This window comes from Pseudoalteromonas sp. AWH4_217 (assembly GCF_056161105.1).
Genome location: NZ_JBSWYM010000038.1, coordinates 1 through 14969, shown reverse-complemented (window position 1 = coordinate 14969; position 14969 = coordinate 1). Strand labels below are relative to the sequence as shown.

Below are 14969 nucleotides of genomic sequence, written 5' to 3'. Positions count from 1 at the left end.
GTCATCCCGGCCAACGAGCCGGGAACCATCCTACATCCAGCTGGAATGCCACATATAGCTGTATGGATTTTCAGATATCGCTCAAAATTTCCAAACTGCGTCGCCTGTACGTAGATCCCGCATCAAGTGCGGGATGACGAGGAGTGGTGCAGGATGACGGAGTGTAGAGTTAACGCAGTGTCATTTTATCGCCTGTGCCAGCGTTCCCCCAGCTCCTCACCCGCTCTCGTCATCCCGGCCAACGAGCCGGGAACCATCCTACATCCAGCTGGAATGCCACATATAGCTGTATGGATTTTCAGATATCGCTCAAAATTTCTAAACCGCGTCGCCTGTACGCAGATCCCGCATCAAGTGCGGGATGACGAGGACTGGTGCAGTATGACAAGGAGTGGTGCAGTATGACAAGGAGTGGTGCAGGATGACGGAGTGTAGAGTTAACGCAGTGTCATTTTATCGCCTGTGCCAGCGCTCCCCCAGCTCCTCACCTGCTCTCGTCATCCCGGCCAACGAGCCGGGAACCATCAACAACCTTTAGAGCTGCCAGCCCAACAACCGCCTAAAATCGATGTGCTGTTAGCCTTTGTCTTGCCAATTGTGCGTAACTGTTCGCAAAGTGCCCTGCTCCGGTCTCAAAAATGGACTGGATCTGGTTGTATTCAAGCAGATCACAGGGGTTATCCTGCTCCAGCCGCATATAATGCTTCAACTGGGAACGTCCGCGTTGCGAGCTCATAAGGTAATAGATAAATGCCCAGCTACTTTTGTACATTCGGCTTTGTGCTTTACCTCGCCAGGAACCGGCCGCCTCAAACAAGCTATTGGGATCCACCAAAGTACCTACCAGATAATCGTTACGCACCCAGGTTTTATTGGGTTTTAACTTGCTCAGGTTCATAGACGTTTCTATGTACTCAAAATATTCTGCGACTCCCTCGTTAAACCAACGTGGCGAGTTACCCAGCACAGCCTGATTAATCGCGTGAACCGCTTCATGGACAGCGGTACGCATGGCCTGTGCTTCGTTACGATATTCCACTACAGCGATATTGTGCTTAGACACGTAAATACCCTGATTGCCGTGCGGGCTGGCATCTAATACTTCCAGCATTTTAATATAGGCGCTGCGATTATTAGCAACGACTATGCGCAGCTTCACTTTACGCATCGCTTGCAGGCCAATCATGCCGGCATAGGTACGAAATACAGCATTCAGCTTTGCCTCAAGGCGATTACGAAAGTCGGTACTCTGCGCGCCCGGATCCAGTTCCAGCTCAAAATAGTCCAACACCTGATTTGATTTAAACCGATATTGCATCGCGCCCTGCTCTGGCGGCCGGTCGCTAAAGTGCGTGATCCCTCTGTCGTCCTGCCAGGTGTATATACCGTCGGCGTTTTGCATTTTCACTTTACCCAGTGAAGCACTATCGCACTGGTACAGAGCCGGTGTGCCACATGAAGAATGCTCCGAATGTTCAGCTTCTGGCTCGTTGGCGTTATATCGTGTATTAGTTTGGGTGCTGTACTGGGGCTGACTTGCCTCATAAACGGTTTTATTTTGTATAGCAGGCTCAGTAAAGATGTTCACACCTAGCAGATCGGCGATAAGTACACGATTCATATACAGCGCAAACATTACGAATACCAGCAACAGCAGGTTCGATATCCAGTCTTTCATTTATTAACGCGCCTCCTTGGCGACTGAAGTAGATCTGTAGAAGATGATACACTATGCGTTATCGATACAAATAATTACTCTATTGGGTTAGCGCTATTTTGCAATTTATAGAAGCATAGTTGTAAATCTAAAGAGTTTATAGTCCCCGCATTTACCTGCCTTTTGCCACACTATTCCAGTGTTCCCTTATTTGCTGATATCGACCTGTCTGTACCAGCTTTTTAAGACTGACATTAAACTCATCTCTTAACTGAGGGTCGACAAATGCAACATAAAACCACAGCGGATTGCTCTCAAAAGGTAATAGCACTTTGCCCCATTGCCTATTAATGACGACAGAAGACGATTGATTGAGCTCAGACAGGTGCCAGTGCAGTAGCGTGTCGTCAATCAAAATCACATCACACTTGCCGTTCAGCCAGTCAATAACCTGATCGCGCTGCTTTGAAAATTCCAGATAATCTTCTTTACCGGCCACTATTTCATTCAGTTTGAGGTGCTCAGACGCATTTTGCCATGCGCAAATGCTGTGGCTGGCCAAGTCTTGCATCGAGTTCAGAGTAAAATCCGGGTTGCGGCTGTGTATTGCATAATTGCTGTAAGAGATAAAAGGAATGGAATAATGCAATCCGGGTTGAGCGCGAGACATTTCAACAGCTACGTCAATATCCCCGCGCTCGACCAGGCGTTTCATCCGTTTGATTGATACAAACAATGTTTTGTATTGCCACCCCAGAGGCTCGGCTGCCTGTTTAAATAACTCAACACTGATCCCGGAGCCACTTCGCTCATCCACATAAGGCGGGCGGCTAAGACCAAAAGCCACCGTAAGCTCTTTTGCAAATGCATCATGACAAACGAGTAACAGGTTTGAAGTGATAAGTAATTTAATCAATAACTTAAAACCATCAACCATATTAAAAAGGTGCCTTTTTAGAACTTATTCCAAGCTTGAGTTTAGCATAGAATTACCCAACACTCCGCCAGCACCCGCTGTTTGGGTTTCCTGTTCGCCTGCCATAAACTGCGCAATAAGCCAATTTCTGAATGCCTGAACCTTTGGCCATTCAAAATGAGCAGCAGGCGCGACCAGATAGTATTTGTAACGACACGGCCACGAAAAGTGCGGATAAACATCAAGCTGGCCTAAAGATACAGCCTGTTCTAACAAGCTTTTACGTAGCATGGCTGCACCCTGCCCGGCAACGGCAGCCTGTAGCACCAGAGCAGCGTTATCTATGCCCATCTGGCTGGGTTTCGGCTCGCGATTTCCCAAGTCATGATTCAGTGCCGTCCAGGCCTGCTGTGCGTCAGGGCAGATATCCTGAATAAACGGCAATGACGCCAGTTGCGCTTTTAAAGGTTTATCAGGGTCGATCAACCCGGGTTTATACACCAACAGTACCGTGTCTTCAGCGATTAACTCGCTTTTTAGCCCCGGATATTCGCCCAGCCCAAACCGAATACCAATATCGGCATCGCCATTTCGAAAGTCGGCCTGAGCATCGCTGGGGTCTATACGCAGCTGCAGGTGCGGATTCACCTGATTGAACAATGGCATTTTGGGTAATAGCCAGCAAGTTGCAAATGACGACAATACTGACAAGTTGAGTACATTAGGCTGAGGCTCAGCCTGAAGCGCCTCTATCCCCTGCTCTATTTGGGAAAATGCCTGCGTAAGATGTGGCAACAATGCCATACCTTCGCGGGTAAGCGTGACTTTTCTGACCTGACGGTCAAATAGTTCGCACCCCAAAGCCGCTTCCAATGCCCTGATCTGCTGGCTTATCGCCGCTTGAGTCACAAACAACGCCTCTGCCGCGAGCTTAAAGCTCCCCAGCTGCGCGGCAACATGAAAGTACCATAACCCTTTAAATGGCGGCATTTTGTACGCCATCACGCACCTCATAATTAAGTTTTTCTTAACTATAGAAAACAATTACTCGTTTGTCAGCTCAGTGTCGCAGGGTAATACTTGCAGCTGTAAAACACACAACAGGAGCAAAACAATGAGAACCTATTTACTATTAGCGCTAGCATTATTGGGCTTATTGGTAAGCAACGGCGTATATGCCCGGTCAACCGTTATGGCAGACAAAGTCTACACCAGCGAAGGATACCCATACAAAAACTTAATTATGAAAGCCGAACGTGTAGAGCTGATCTACAGCGAAGAAGGCAGCACAACCAACTGCCGTGTCAAGGTGCATTTCAACAACCAAGTGTTGGAAAGCAAAAACGTCAACGTATCCCAACAGGACTTTAGCAGCGCCCCGATCACCCACTGTCTGGCACGTAAAACAGCAAAAGCGTTTCTCGGTCAGCTTTAGGTTGGACTAGGCCGACAGGTTGTACTAGTCCGACACCCGAATTACAGAAGACTGAAAAGTCACACCACTCCGCACCCCACTCGTCACTAACCTAACCTCCTTTCGCCATCCCGGCCAGCAAGCCGGGAACCATCCAACGGAGTCCAGAGTTAATGCGATGTCGTTTGATCACCAGAGACAAAGATCCCCAATTCAACAACTCCTCTCGTCATCCCGGCCAACGAGCCGGGAACCATTCAAAGTACAACTCGAGCCGCACAGATTTTCAGATATGGCGCTAACTTTGCCAAACCGAGTCGCCGGCAAGTAGATCCCGCATCAAGTGCGGGATGACGGAGTGTGGTGTCAATACGGTCGTTTACTCACCAGTGCTAAAGAACAACCCCCGGTTCCACACAGCCTGATAGCTGCTCCCCTATCAAATCCGGAAAAAGAGATTTTTAAAAAACAATCGCTGGCTATATTCGAAGAGCTGAGCAGCCCAGCACTTGGATTTGGATTTGGAGGAAAACATCCCGGCCAATGCCTGTCGGAGTTTACTGAACATGCTCTCTGTTCAGTCTACTTCTGCCTGAGCCAGAACAAACTGCCTTCAACACTCAGCCAGGCTTTTTTACCGCCCGCTTCGAGGTAGTAATCGACTTCCTCTTCACTGCCTGGAGAATAGGTGTCCAGGTAAGGTTTTGCTTTTTTCTGCCCCGTAGCAACCATCTGAAAATGGCTGTTATAGTCTTTCAGTGCTCTTTTAGCCTCACGGCTATGTGCAGAGTCACCTTCGGTAGCATACAACATCAGCGCATGAGCGGCCTGAGTAAAGGTAGAGCATTCACTGAACTGGCCAAGATAGTCTCTAAGCTGTGCCCAGTCTTTCATCACAATCAGGCAATTGAGTAATAAATAGCGATTTCCCTGGTTATCATTTGGGTTGAGTTGCAATAAATCCTGAAGCTCTTTTGCAGCCTTAGCTGCATGCCCGTAAGACAAATTTAAATGTGCCCGCTTAGCCCGTAACATCATATAGGGCCGGGTTTCGTGCATTTTCCAGAATACCCCCATGTTTTCGGTCACGAAATCCGGGGTGATCATATTGGCCTCAAACTTTTCAACCAGACCATCAAACTCTGCAATCGCAGCCTCATCGTCACGGTCCAATACTTCTGCCAGCATCTCATTGAATACTTCGTTGGCCTGCTCCAGCATTTCCTCATCGGTAATGCCATATTCGCCCAATACTTCGACCATATCGTCGGCAAAGCGCATCGCATAAGCGGTGTTTGCAACATAGGTTGGGATCATTCGACGCTGCTTGATTAGCACTTTTTCAAAGTCGCTCTCGCCATCATCAAACTCTTTTTTGGCCTTATCATAACTGGTGAAGCCCCGCAGTACCTCTTTGAGCCATTGTAACTGCTGGCGCTGTTCCGCATTAATATGCTCCATATTAATCCAGGTCAGCGAGCGCAGCATACCCATGCAATAAAGCGGCAGAGGCTTTCCCGCCTGTAAACTTTCTTTCGGATCAGATTTAGACAATACACAGGACTTGGGTAAGGCGTTTTCGTCTCGCATCATTTTGCGCATACAAATAGCCTGAAAGTCCATAACGGCTTCCAAAGGTTTCGTATTGTCGAGCTCATAGTGACCAAATAAGTGCTCTAGCCATTCACTTGGCAAAGGAGGTTGCAAAGCAACACCCAGCCCCATTAAATATCCTTCAATGTAAAGAATATCTGGTTGGAGCTCACTATTTGCCGAGAGGGCTTTAACAGCCTTTTTAATCAACTGAATAGACATAGAAATTTGTTTTTGCATAAGTTTAGAGTGTTATACCGCCCAGCAGCGCGAAGGTAAAGGCATTAACCATTAAATAACAGCTGTTATACAAAAAAAGCGTCTATTCGGTCATTAAGTATGCACTTATGCAGCAATAAAGATGGCTAGCCTTGTATAACCTTGTGAACATTAAAAACAGAAAAAAGAGCAATGCCACACAGGGAGCCTGACATTGCTAAAAAGGCCATCTGAATACAGATGGTTCACATGAGACAGGAATTAACACACACCTGTTTTCAACATGGTGTACATTGAGCTGACCAGGCCACCCGCAATTAGCTTAGTCGCGGGTTCACCCAGCTCAGAGTCATCCAGTTTTTTGATGACTTTTTTATTCAATTTAATCTGCATCCTTAACCTCCAAAAAATCGATATAACAGTTACCGTGATGAATAAATTCATGGTTGATGAAATGACATACACAGTGTTTGGCTTAATTTGCATCCTGCTCGCTATACACGCTATGGTTTCACAAAGCTGATGCCACCTCAATTACATGAGGTTACAATATAACCACATTACAGGTACATGAAAAAGCCTGCCGATATTAGATTTTGGTCTTATATCAACCGGGGACAGGACCAAACTCAAAACAAGTAGTAAAACGGAGGATAACAAGAGGCCTAAAAAAGGCCGCAAACACGGCCCAATATCCACTTAAAAAGTGTGACTAAAATTCAGCTGGCGGGCAATGCCACCAAAAGCGCAGCTATTAGTAGTTAACACAAGTCACTGTATCAAGCAGTGCATAACACTGATTTTTTGAGCCGCTGTCTTTTTGCACCCACTTAGTGCCACCAGCATAACGGGCAAAAGTAGACTCATCTTCACCACACTTAGTGGTAAAACGCACAGCATCGTCAAAACCATTTACGTGGCAGTAACCATATGCATTGTAAGCACTCGCCCATACATCCAGCTTTACAGAACTATTTGCATAGACGCCTACGTTATCCAGTACTACCTCTGCTGCTACAGAAGAAAACGCACACGTACTCAATGCCGCAGCAATAATCAGCTTTTTCATTTCTTAATCCTTTTACTTATTTTTAGAGTTTAGTAAGCGGGTAATTTGCTACCCAAACTGATGGTAAAGTGAGCAGATTTAATTTTTGCTGCATAAATATGAATAAAGAGTTACTGAAATTGCTTTCAAAACTAACTTAAGCTCTTTATCCAACTACATAAAGCCTTTAAACTAACTGGGTTTCAAGCACATAAAAAAACAATAAGGATAGCCCGTGCAGCAGTTTGGAATTTACGAACAATTGATCACTCAGGTAGTAGAGCAGCAACTTGACCGAGAGCGCTTTTATGTCGGCGAACGTCAGTTAGAAAGCGGCGAAGCGGCCATCTGGTTATCACGTTTCATGTCAAAGCTGATGCAGCTTGCTATCGACAGTATCCCCACAGGGGACAAAAATCGCTTGGAGCAACAGATCCAACTGGCTAATAAGTTTGTTTTCTGGCTTAAAGATCAACTAAGTGAGGCGCACTGTATTGAGGAGAACTTAGTTGATACAAAGGGGAGAATACTCACGGCACTGTTCGACAAACGTAACCCCTTAGCGGCAGACTTGGAACAATATAGCGATGCCATCTTTCCCCAAACAGGACTGACGCAAAGTGAGTTATTCTCTGGCGCCAATGCCGGTTTATCTTTAGAAAGCGAGCTAAAGCGAGAAATACAATCAGCAGACACAATATACTGGCTGGTCTCTTTTATACGCTGGACAGGGATCCGCATATTCAAAGATGTATTACATGACTTCACCCGTAGCGGCAAACAGTTAAAGATCATTACCACCTCATATATGGGGGCAACAGATCAGCGTGCAATCGACTTTCTGGCAGCTTTACCAAACACCGAAGTTAAAATCAGCTATAACACGCGCCAGGAAAGACTTCACGCCAAGTCCTATTTATTTTTGCGTAACAACGGTTTTCATACTGGGTATATTGGTTCATCCAACCTCTCTTACTCAGCGCTGTCAAACGGGCTTGAGTGGAACCTGAAGATCACCAACCAGGAAATTCCGCACATAATTAAAAAGTCACTCAGCACGTTTGAAACCTACTGGGAATCCGACGAATTTGAGTTATATACAGGCCAGGAAACCTGCAAGCAGAAACTTAAAACCGCTCTGTCAGGCAACAAAGATCAGATCAGTGATACCAGCAGCCAGTATTATTTTGACTTGGCACCTAAGCCCCACCAGCGCACCATACTTGATAAACTCAGTGCTGAGCGAACGCTTCACAGCCGCACTAAAAATCTGGTGGTGGCGGCAACCGGCACAGGTAAAACACTCATTTCCGCTTTCGACTTTCAGCGATTTATTAAAGACAAACCGAATGCCAACATACTCTTTGTGGCCCATCGCGAAGAAATATTAAAACAAGCCCGAGGCGCCTTCAGAGCCGTTTTAAAAGACAACCAGTTTGGCGAGCTTTGGGTGGGCAACCACAAGCCAGATCACTATCGACAGCTGTTTGCATCGGTACAAACACTCAACAACCAGCTAGATTCCCTAAACCTGACGGCCGATTACTTTGACTACATCGTTATCGACGAAGTGCACCATATTACAGCACGTAGCTACCGCGATATTTTAGCGCACTTTAAACCGCATATATTGCTGGGACTCACGGCCACTCCAGAGCGACAAGATGGTGGCAATATACTTAATGATTTTGGTGGAGTAATTGCAGCAGAACTACGATTGCCAGAGGCCATAAACCAACGACATTTATGCCCTTTTCATTACTTTGCGGTGGATGATGACACTGACTTGCGCACCATTCCCTGGAAACAAGGCCGTTATGAAATAGCCGCACTCACACACCTTTATACGTATAACGACCAAAGAGCGCGTAAGATTATCGCAAATATGCAGGATATCCTCGTCGATGTGCATAAAATCAAAGCGCTGGCGTTTTGTGTGAGTAAAGTGCACGCCGATTTTATGGCAAAGCAATTCAATTTAAATGGCATAAATGCAAATGTTTTAACCAGTGATAACACCCAAGAAAGACACAAAATGCAAACCGATTTACGAAACGGTGACATCAATATTTTGTGTGTGGTCGATATCTTTAACGAAGGTGTCGATATTCCAGAAGTTGATACGCTGCTGTTCCTGCGTCCAACAGAAAGTCTCACGCTGTTTTTACAACAACTGGGACGGGGTTTACGCCTGAGTAATAACGAAAAAGAATGCTGCACCGTGCTCGATTTTGTTGGCAATGCTAGGCCAGAATATGACTTTGCCGCCAAGTTCAGAGCCCTGGTTGGCAAAACGAACACGGCGATTGGCCATGAGATTAAAGACGGATTCCCGCATTTACCGCTCGGTTGTCGCATTGAGCTACAAAAACAAAGCAAAGAAGTTATTCTCGATAATATTCGTAAGGCAACGAATGACTTAAACAGGCTCAGAGCCTTAGTTAATCGCTTTGCACAAGATACCAACCTGCCATTGACCCTGGCTAATTTTCTAAAAGTGAACCCCAGCGTCACGCTTGAAGATCTCTATAAGCCAACACAATCTGGAGTCAGCCGTTGGCATAGCCTCACTCGACCTGAACTGGTCGAGCGTGAGTTATCGCTTATTAAGGCTTATAACCGGGCAATCAATACCCAACTGCTGGCATGTAACTCACTTACCTATCTGAGCTTTTTGCGTGCTTTGTGCGACAATCACTTTGATATGTCGCAAATCACTCTGTTTGATAGCAAAACAAAAGATGCGATGGCTATGATGGCGTTTTACAACTTTTGGGAAACGCCACAGAATCAGGCAAACTCAAAGTCTGTGGCAGCAAGTCTAAAAGCATTGGCTCATCCCATTCTAACAGCCGAGCTCAGAGACGTATTGGCCATCTTGCTCAATCGTGTTGAACACATAGAACAGCCATTGTCGTCTTTACCAAACAAGGCTTTGCAACTGCACAGCCGGTATACCCGCGAGCAGATCTTCGCAGCTATGGGCGAACACACGTTTGAAAAACGCTCATCAGCAAGGGAAGGCGTGAAAGAGTTCAAGTCTCTGAATATTGAGATTTTGTTTGTCACTTTAAATAAGTGCGAGAAAGTTTACTCACCAACGACTCTGTATAACGATTACGCCATCAGCCCTACCCTTTTCCACTGGCAAAGCCAGAACACCGCCCGCCCGGAGCGCGGTAAGGGATTAAGTTATATCGAGCACAAACAAAAAGGAAAGCAGCTATTTTTGTTTGTTCGCGAACAAAACACCGACGAAAATGGCAGAACCATGGGGTTTGTCAATTTTGGCGAGGTCAGCTATGTTCAGCACCAAGGTAGCCAACCTATGGATATCACCTGGAAATTACACCACCCCATGCCGAATGATATCTGGCATGAGGCGGGGAAATTGGCAGTGGGGTGAATTCAGAGCTCAGGTTTTATAACCACAATATGTTCCATATCAAAGAGCTTTGCTTAATCTTTGACATATGACACGAAATTGGAGTACAAAAAGCACACAAAATATGAATTTTCTAATAAGGATGTGATTATGGGATCTCAAATGTCACTTTTTGCAGAGGCCTCGCCTACAGTTAAAGACTCTGCTACTCCCCAAGAATCTAACCGACGATTTTGCAAAGAGCTGGAGACGGCATTAATTGATTCTGGTTTCTCAATTAGCCTAGATGAAAACCTTGAACCCAACTCATTTTGTACAAGACAAACTTACAAAGACATGTATGGTAATGACCGCCAAAGCTCATTCCTAATAAACTCAGCTCAATACGGGCTAATTAGAGTGGAAGCGCATAGGCAAGAAAGCTCTGGCTCGGTAGATCAAAAGTTCCCTTTTTTCTTTGAATCAATGCTTGGAACATCAGAAAAGTATCTAGCAATCGTTTTTGACGGAGACGGTTATAAAAAAGAGGCATACACATGGCTTACAAACAAAGCGGAATCGGTCGAAGACAAGGTCTTCAAAGTTTTTAGAAGTCTGGATAACTTTCTAGAATGGATAACAGGTGCCGAAAGAGATTAGATTGCTGAAACAGGTCCTCAACGCAAAATCGTTAGGCGATTGCACTACTTCAACCGCGCAAACGTCACTAAACTCTCGTCCGCGATAATGGTTTCGTAATCTGGGTTGCGGGCGACCAGCAGGTATCTGGCTTCGCCCTGTTCGTTATATTCTTTTTGCACGTCGCGCAGTAAAAACTGGGCGTCGCCCGATTCATCAAATCGTTCAATGGCAATAGTAGTGCCTGTGATTGAACCGGCGTTGTCGCTGCTGATGCGCTCCAGTAACAGTAAATCACCGTCCAGAATGGGGTTTTTACCGCCGTTCATTGAGTTGCCGCTGGCGTGTGCCAGAAAGTGCTTGTCCGGGTCTACCCTGCCAGCACGGTCAGGTGCCGGGCGCCATGTCATGTCGCTGTCGTCACCCGTTTTAAAGTGGCCGCAGGCAATTTTCAGATTGGGGAAATACGGTAGCTTAACCACATTGGTGCTGTCGGGTTCGCTTTGCTGCTCTGGTATGCCGGGCTCTTTTTCGTCAGAGGCTTGTTCCGGCTCAGGGCTTGCTGCTTGCAGCTCTGAAATACGCTTGTTTTCAATGCGCTGTGTGTATTCAGCTAGTCTGAGTTCAATAAGCTCTGCAACACAGTCGGCCAGCTTGTCGATATCCTGCTCCGGTAGCTGGCCAGAGTGTACGTTCCCAACTAGCCGCGCAGCTTGCAGACCTTCGCCGTTTTTTACGACCTTAAACCAGGTTGTGCCTTGTTTGGCTTTCTTTAGCCCGGTAAAGGCTTCTATGGGATTGCCCAGCCAGTAGCCGAACCAGGCCTGGCTGTCTGGTTCCAGCGTTCGTTTTGATTCTGGCAAATCATGTGCTTTAAGGTGCGGATAGCGTGCTAAAATTGTTGCACTGATTTTGGCCAGTTCGCTCAGGGGTGGTGCGGCCCTGAAGCCGTCGAGTTGTATAAACGCTTGCAGCAAAATGGCCTTAAAGCATTTGGTCATACTGGTTTGCTGTATGGCATTAAACAGAAAGTCTGCGTATGGTGCTAACCAGTCTGGGTTAATTCCGTCACCGATATCGGCCAGCATCGCAAACCAGCTGCCATGTTGTTTATTGACTTTTTTCAGGTCACCGTAGTGGCGATAGAACTCGCTTGCACTTGGGTTATGCCCAAGCAGCTGCGCCAGATGCTCATAGTCTTCCAGTGCTGTGGTGCGTTGTATTTTGGCCAGTTGCTGCCAGAAGTCGGTGATCTCTAAATCGAAGTTGATAAAGCACCCTTCGGGCAATTTGGGAGCTTTCAGTGCTTGTGTCACGCCCTTTGCGCCCTGCGCGTTAAGCAGCGCCGACGGCTTATTTAAAAAGCTATGATGGTTGCCGATAAAATCCAGCACGGTAAGGTGGGTTTTGCCTTCACAAGTGCGTAATCCCCGGCCAAGCTGCTGTAAAAATAGAATCTTGGAATCGCTGGGCCGCAGCATCAGTACGGTATCAATGCTGGGTAGGTCGGTGCCTTCGTTAAATAAGTCCACTGAGAATAGAATCTCAATTTGCCCTTGCTCAAGCTGTTCGAGCGCATCATTACGGCGTACCTGGGAGTCGCTGTATACTGCCAGCGCCTTAACTCCAGCATTATTAAAGTAACCGGCCATGTGCTCGGCATGGCGTTTAGAAATACAAAAGGCCAGCGTGCGTTGTTGCTTGCGCGCTTGCCACTCTTCTAATGCATGTGCCGCCCGCTTGGCGGTCGCAAACTGGTTTTCCAGCGCATCCGGGTCGAACCGGCCATTGCGCCAGGGAATTGCGCTGTAGTCAACGTCCTGATCCCAAATGCCATAATACTGAAATGGCACCAGTGTGCCGTTATCTATTCCCTGTGTGAGGTTGCGTTCGAACACCAGGTTGTTGTCGCACAGTCCGAGTATATCGGCCTGATCGGTACGCTCCGGCGTGGCGGTTAAACCCAGCAAGAACTGAGGGGTAAAGTGGTTGAGTAATGCGCGGTAAACCCGGGCACTGGCGTGGTGAAATTCATCCACCACGATATAGTCAAAATGACCCCGCGCAAAGCGCTGCAAATGACGGGCTTGCCCTAACGTCTGGACTGAGGCAAAAAGGCAATCGGCATCCGAGTCTTTCTTTTTACCCGTGTATAGTCCGGTTTTACATTGTAATAATCGCGCAAAGGTGCGCTGGGCCTGAGTCAGGATCTCCTCGCGATGGGCCACAAACAAAATACGCTTTGCCCGCATTTGTTGTGCATCAAATACCGAAAGCCAGGTTTTACCCATACCAGTTGCGAGCACCACCAGGCCCCGTTTAAAGCCCTGGCGGCGCGTTTCTGCCAGCGCATCCAGTGCCAATTGTTGGTCAGCGCGCGGTGTTACGGGCTCTGCATCGCTGGCATCTTCCGCTTCACCGGCGACAATAAACTGCGGCGCTTTTCGTCTTTGTATATAGGTATCAATCCAGCTATGGCTGAGTGTTTTAACCTTGTTATGAGCAAACAGCTCGGCAAATACCCGGCGAACATGATTGAATTCGCAGGCTCCCTTGCTGCCTGGCGGATGGGTGTAGTCATGGCGAAAACACCATTCCAGCCCTGTAGTCAGTGCACTTTTACTAATATTGTTTGAACCAATAAAGGCGCAGCCTGCTGCAATTTCAGCGCTGTTTTGCTGCGTTTTAACAAAAATGTACGACTTCATATGAAAGCTTTGATGTTTGTCACTTTCATAAATGCGAATGTCTGCGCCTCGCTCAACCAGTGTCATTAATTCGCGTAATGCCACCGGGCTGGTAATGTCAAGATAATCAGAAGTAAGCAACCTGAGCTGCGCACCACTGCGCAGTGCCTCCAGTAGCGGGTCAAACAACAGCGCAAGCCCGCTAGGCTGGATAAAGGATACTGTGATTTCAATTTCGTCGGCATGGTTAATGGCATGCACGAGTTTTGGCAATAAGGGATCGGTGCCACCCGCCGTCAGCTGACGCGCACTACTTTGCAATACGGTGTTTTGGCTAAAACTATTCACCACCCACCCTTTCCAACAACGCATTAAGCCAGCGCTCGTGTTCGCGGCCGGGGCGTTGGTCGCCGGTTTGCCAGGTTTTGTAAGCTGTAAGGCCGGTGTTTTGGGCAAGTAAGGTGTTCAGGCTTTGCTCTGTAAGGTCGGTGAATGCGCGGCCGTCCGCGGTGCGTTCGCCCTCGCCGTATTTGAATGAGATGTAGATGATGCCGTTTGACTTGAGTGCATTTTGCAGGCGCTGGAATACGTCTGGCAGCTGTGCCTTTGGCACATGCAGCAGGCTGGCGCAGCACCAGATGGCATCAAAGGTGTTGGTTGCTCTGAGTTCATCAAAGCTGAAGCAGCCGACGGGTTGTTCCAGATGGAAGCTGGCGATGTTGGCAAGCTCTGCGCAGGCGTCGAAGGCATCGACCCGGTAGCCGAGGCTTTTAAACGCCAGTGCGTCGCGGCCAGAGCCGCAGCCGGCATCGAGGATCTTACCGCCTTCGGGTAAGGCGGGTAAAAACTCGTCGTACAGTGGCTGCATATTGACAGCAAAAGTTGCCTCGGCAAAGCTGACGGCATTGCGGCTGTAATATTCTAATGTAGAGTCTGACATCACTCACCCGTTTGCTCTATGGTGTAGCTGGTAAGGAGGTGATGCAGTGGGAAAGGTTTAGTGCCCGAGTGCTCTTCGGCTCCTTTCCTGTTGTTCGGCGATTACAACTTCCTTTGCGCGACACTTTAAAACTGTTCTTGTTGTGTGCCTGCCCTTCTTTTGACGGTTAAGAGTTAGACGATTACGAGTTAAATGGCTATCAGTTAGACCGTAATCAGGTGGACCATCATTTGGTGCAGACGCATGAATAATTTACAACACTTTTGTCTGATTGAGTAGCTTTTTGTCCGTTGTTGTTAGCGATTTCAAAACAATTGCTCAACTTTTGATTACATATTGGTTTAGATGCCTGAGTCGTTTTATTATTGGGTACGGTGTGGGCATTTGGTTGATGTGAATAGCGCAGGCTTACGGTGGTGCCGGTTAGTAGATCCCGGCTCGTTGGCCGGGATGACCGTGTGGGCATTTGGCTGATATGAATGTCGCAGGCTT

Annotated in this window: 11 protein-coding genes; 3 read left to right on the top strand and 8 right to left on the bottom strand. The window is 47.3% G+C overall.

Annotated features, from left to right (window positions below; all coding sequences use genetic code 11):
- Nucleotides 1-559: 559 nt before the first annotated feature.
- From ACXAH1_RS24075 to ACXAH1_RS24065, 3 genes are all read right to left on the bottom strand, one after another.
- On the bottom strand, nucleotides 560-1678 hold the full coding sequence (locus ACXAH1_RS24075) for a DUF4124 domain-containing protein (protein ID WP_475200223.1): 1119 nt from the start codon (nucleotides 1676-1678) through the stop codon (nucleotides 560-562).
- A 151-nt stretch (nucleotides 1679-1829) separates the two neighbouring features.
- Nucleotides 1830-2573 carry a substrate-binding periplasmic protein gene (locus ACXAH1_RS24070; RefSeq protein ID WP_475200221.1) on the bottom strand — a complete coding sequence of 248 codons (744 nt, stop codon included), beginning with the start codon at nucleotides 2571-2573 and terminating at the stop codon, nucleotides 1830-1832.
- Nucleotides 2574-2618: 45 nt separating this feature from the next.
- Nucleotides 2619-3575 carry a LysR substrate-binding domain-containing protein gene (locus ACXAH1_RS24065; RefSeq protein WP_475200219.1) on the bottom strand — a complete coding sequence of 319 codons (957 nt, stop codon included), beginning with the start codon at nucleotides 3573-3575 and terminating at the stop codon, nucleotides 2619-2621.
- Between the two features lie 112 nt (nucleotides 3576-3687).
- On the opposite strand from ACXAH1_RS24065, the gene ACXAH1_RS24060 reads away from it, so the two are divergent.
- The gene (locus ACXAH1_RS24060) at nucleotides 3688-4008 is read left to right on the top strand and encodes a hypothetical protein (RefSeq protein ID WP_475200217.1); all 321 of its coding nucleotides are present in this window, start codon (nucleotides 3688-3690) and stop codon (nucleotides 4006-4008) included.
- Between the two features lie 561 nt (nucleotides 4009-4569).
- Here ACXAH1_RS24060 and ACXAH1_RS24055 read toward each other — a convergent pair.
- The 3 genes from ACXAH1_RS24055 to ACXAH1_RS24045 all read right to left on the bottom strand — a co-directional run bounded on the left by ACXAH1_RS24055 (nucleotide 4570) and on the right by ACXAH1_RS24045 (nucleotide 6868).
- Complete coding sequence (locus tag ACXAH1_RS24055) at nucleotides 4570-5802, bottom strand: hypothetical protein (RefSeq protein WP_475200216.1); 1233 nt, start codon at nucleotides 5800-5802, stop codon at nucleotides 4570-4572.
- Between the two features lie 258 nt (nucleotides 5803-6060).
- A complete protein-coding gene (locus ACXAH1_RS24050; protein WP_268795181.1) occupies nucleotides 6061-6192 on the bottom strand; it encodes a hypothetical protein in 132 nt (43 codons plus the stop codon).
- Nucleotides 6193-6553: 361 nt separating this feature from the next.
- Nucleotides 6554-6868 (bottom strand): hypothetical protein, encoded by a 315-nt coding sequence (locus ACXAH1_RS24045; protein WP_253048252.1) that lies wholly within the window; start codon nucleotides 6866-6868, stop codon nucleotides 6554-6556.
- A 214-nt stretch (nucleotides 6869-7082) separates the two neighbouring features.
- Here ACXAH1_RS24045 and ACXAH1_RS24040 point away from each other — a divergent pair, with 214 nt between their 5' ends.
- Nucleotides 7083-10253 (top strand): DEAD/DEAH box helicase, encoded by a 3171-nt coding sequence (locus ACXAH1_RS24040; RefSeq protein ID WP_475200212.1) that lies wholly within the window; start codon nucleotides 7083-7085, stop codon nucleotides 10251-10253.
- Nucleotides 10254-10382: 129 nt separating this feature from the next.
- Complete coding sequence (locus tag ACXAH1_RS24035; RefSeq protein WP_475200209.1) at nucleotides 10383-10871, top strand: PD-(D/E)XK nuclease superfamily protein; 489 nt, start codon at nucleotides 10383-10385, stop codon at nucleotides 10869-10871.
- Between the two features lie 44 nt (nucleotides 10872-10915).
- Here ACXAH1_RS24035 and ACXAH1_RS24030 read toward each other — a convergent pair whose 3' ends face one another.
- Complete coding sequence (locus ACXAH1_RS24030) at nucleotides 10916-13885, bottom strand: DEAD/DEAH box helicase family protein (RefSeq protein WP_475200207.1); 2970 nt, start codon at nucleotides 13883-13885, stop codon at nucleotides 10916-10918.
- Complete coding sequence (locus ACXAH1_RS24025; RefSeq protein ID WP_475200204.1) at nucleotides 13878-14477, bottom strand: class I SAM-dependent methyltransferase; 600 nt, start codon at nucleotides 14475-14477, stop codon at nucleotides 13878-13880. Before ACXAH1_RS24025 ends, ACXAH1_RS24030 begins: the two co-directional genes overlap by 8 nt.
- Between the last annotated feature and the right edge of the window lie 492 nt (nucleotides 14478-14969).

Excerpts from the sequence above, each read along its gene's own strand:
- ACXAH1_RS24075 (WP_475200223.1), bottom strand. The coding sequence starts at position 1,678 with ATGAAAGACTGGATATCGAACCTGCTGTTGCTGGTATTCGTAATGTTT.
- ACXAH1_RS24065 (WP_475200219.1), bottom strand. The coding sequence starts at position 3,575 with ATGGCGTACAAAATGCCGCCATTTAAAGGGTTATGGTACTTTCATGTT.
- ACXAH1_RS24060 (WP_475200217.1), top strand. The coding sequence starts at position 3,688 with ATGAGAACCTATTTACTATTAGCGCTAGCATTATTGGGCTTATTGGTA.
- ACXAH1_RS24055 (WP_475200216.1), bottom strand. The coding sequence starts at position 5,802 with ATGTCTATTCAGTTGATTAAAAAGGCTGTTAAAGCCCTCTCGGCAAAT.
- ACXAH1_RS24050 (WP_268795181.1), bottom strand. The coding sequence starts at position 6,192 with ATGCAGATTAAATTGAATAAAAAAGTCATCAAAAAACTGGATGACTCT.
- ACXAH1_RS24045 (WP_253048252.1), bottom strand. The coding sequence starts at position 6,868 with ATGAAAAAGCTGATTATTGCTGCGGCATTGAGTACGTGTGCGTTTTCT.
- ACXAH1_RS24035 (WP_475200209.1), top strand. The coding sequence starts at position 10,383 with ATGGGATCTCAAATGTCACTTTTTGCAGAGGCCTCGCCTACAGTTAAA.
- ACXAH1_RS24025 (WP_475200204.1), bottom strand. The coding sequence starts at position 14,477 with ATGTCAGACTCTACATTAGAATATTACAGCCGCAATGCCGTCAGCTTT.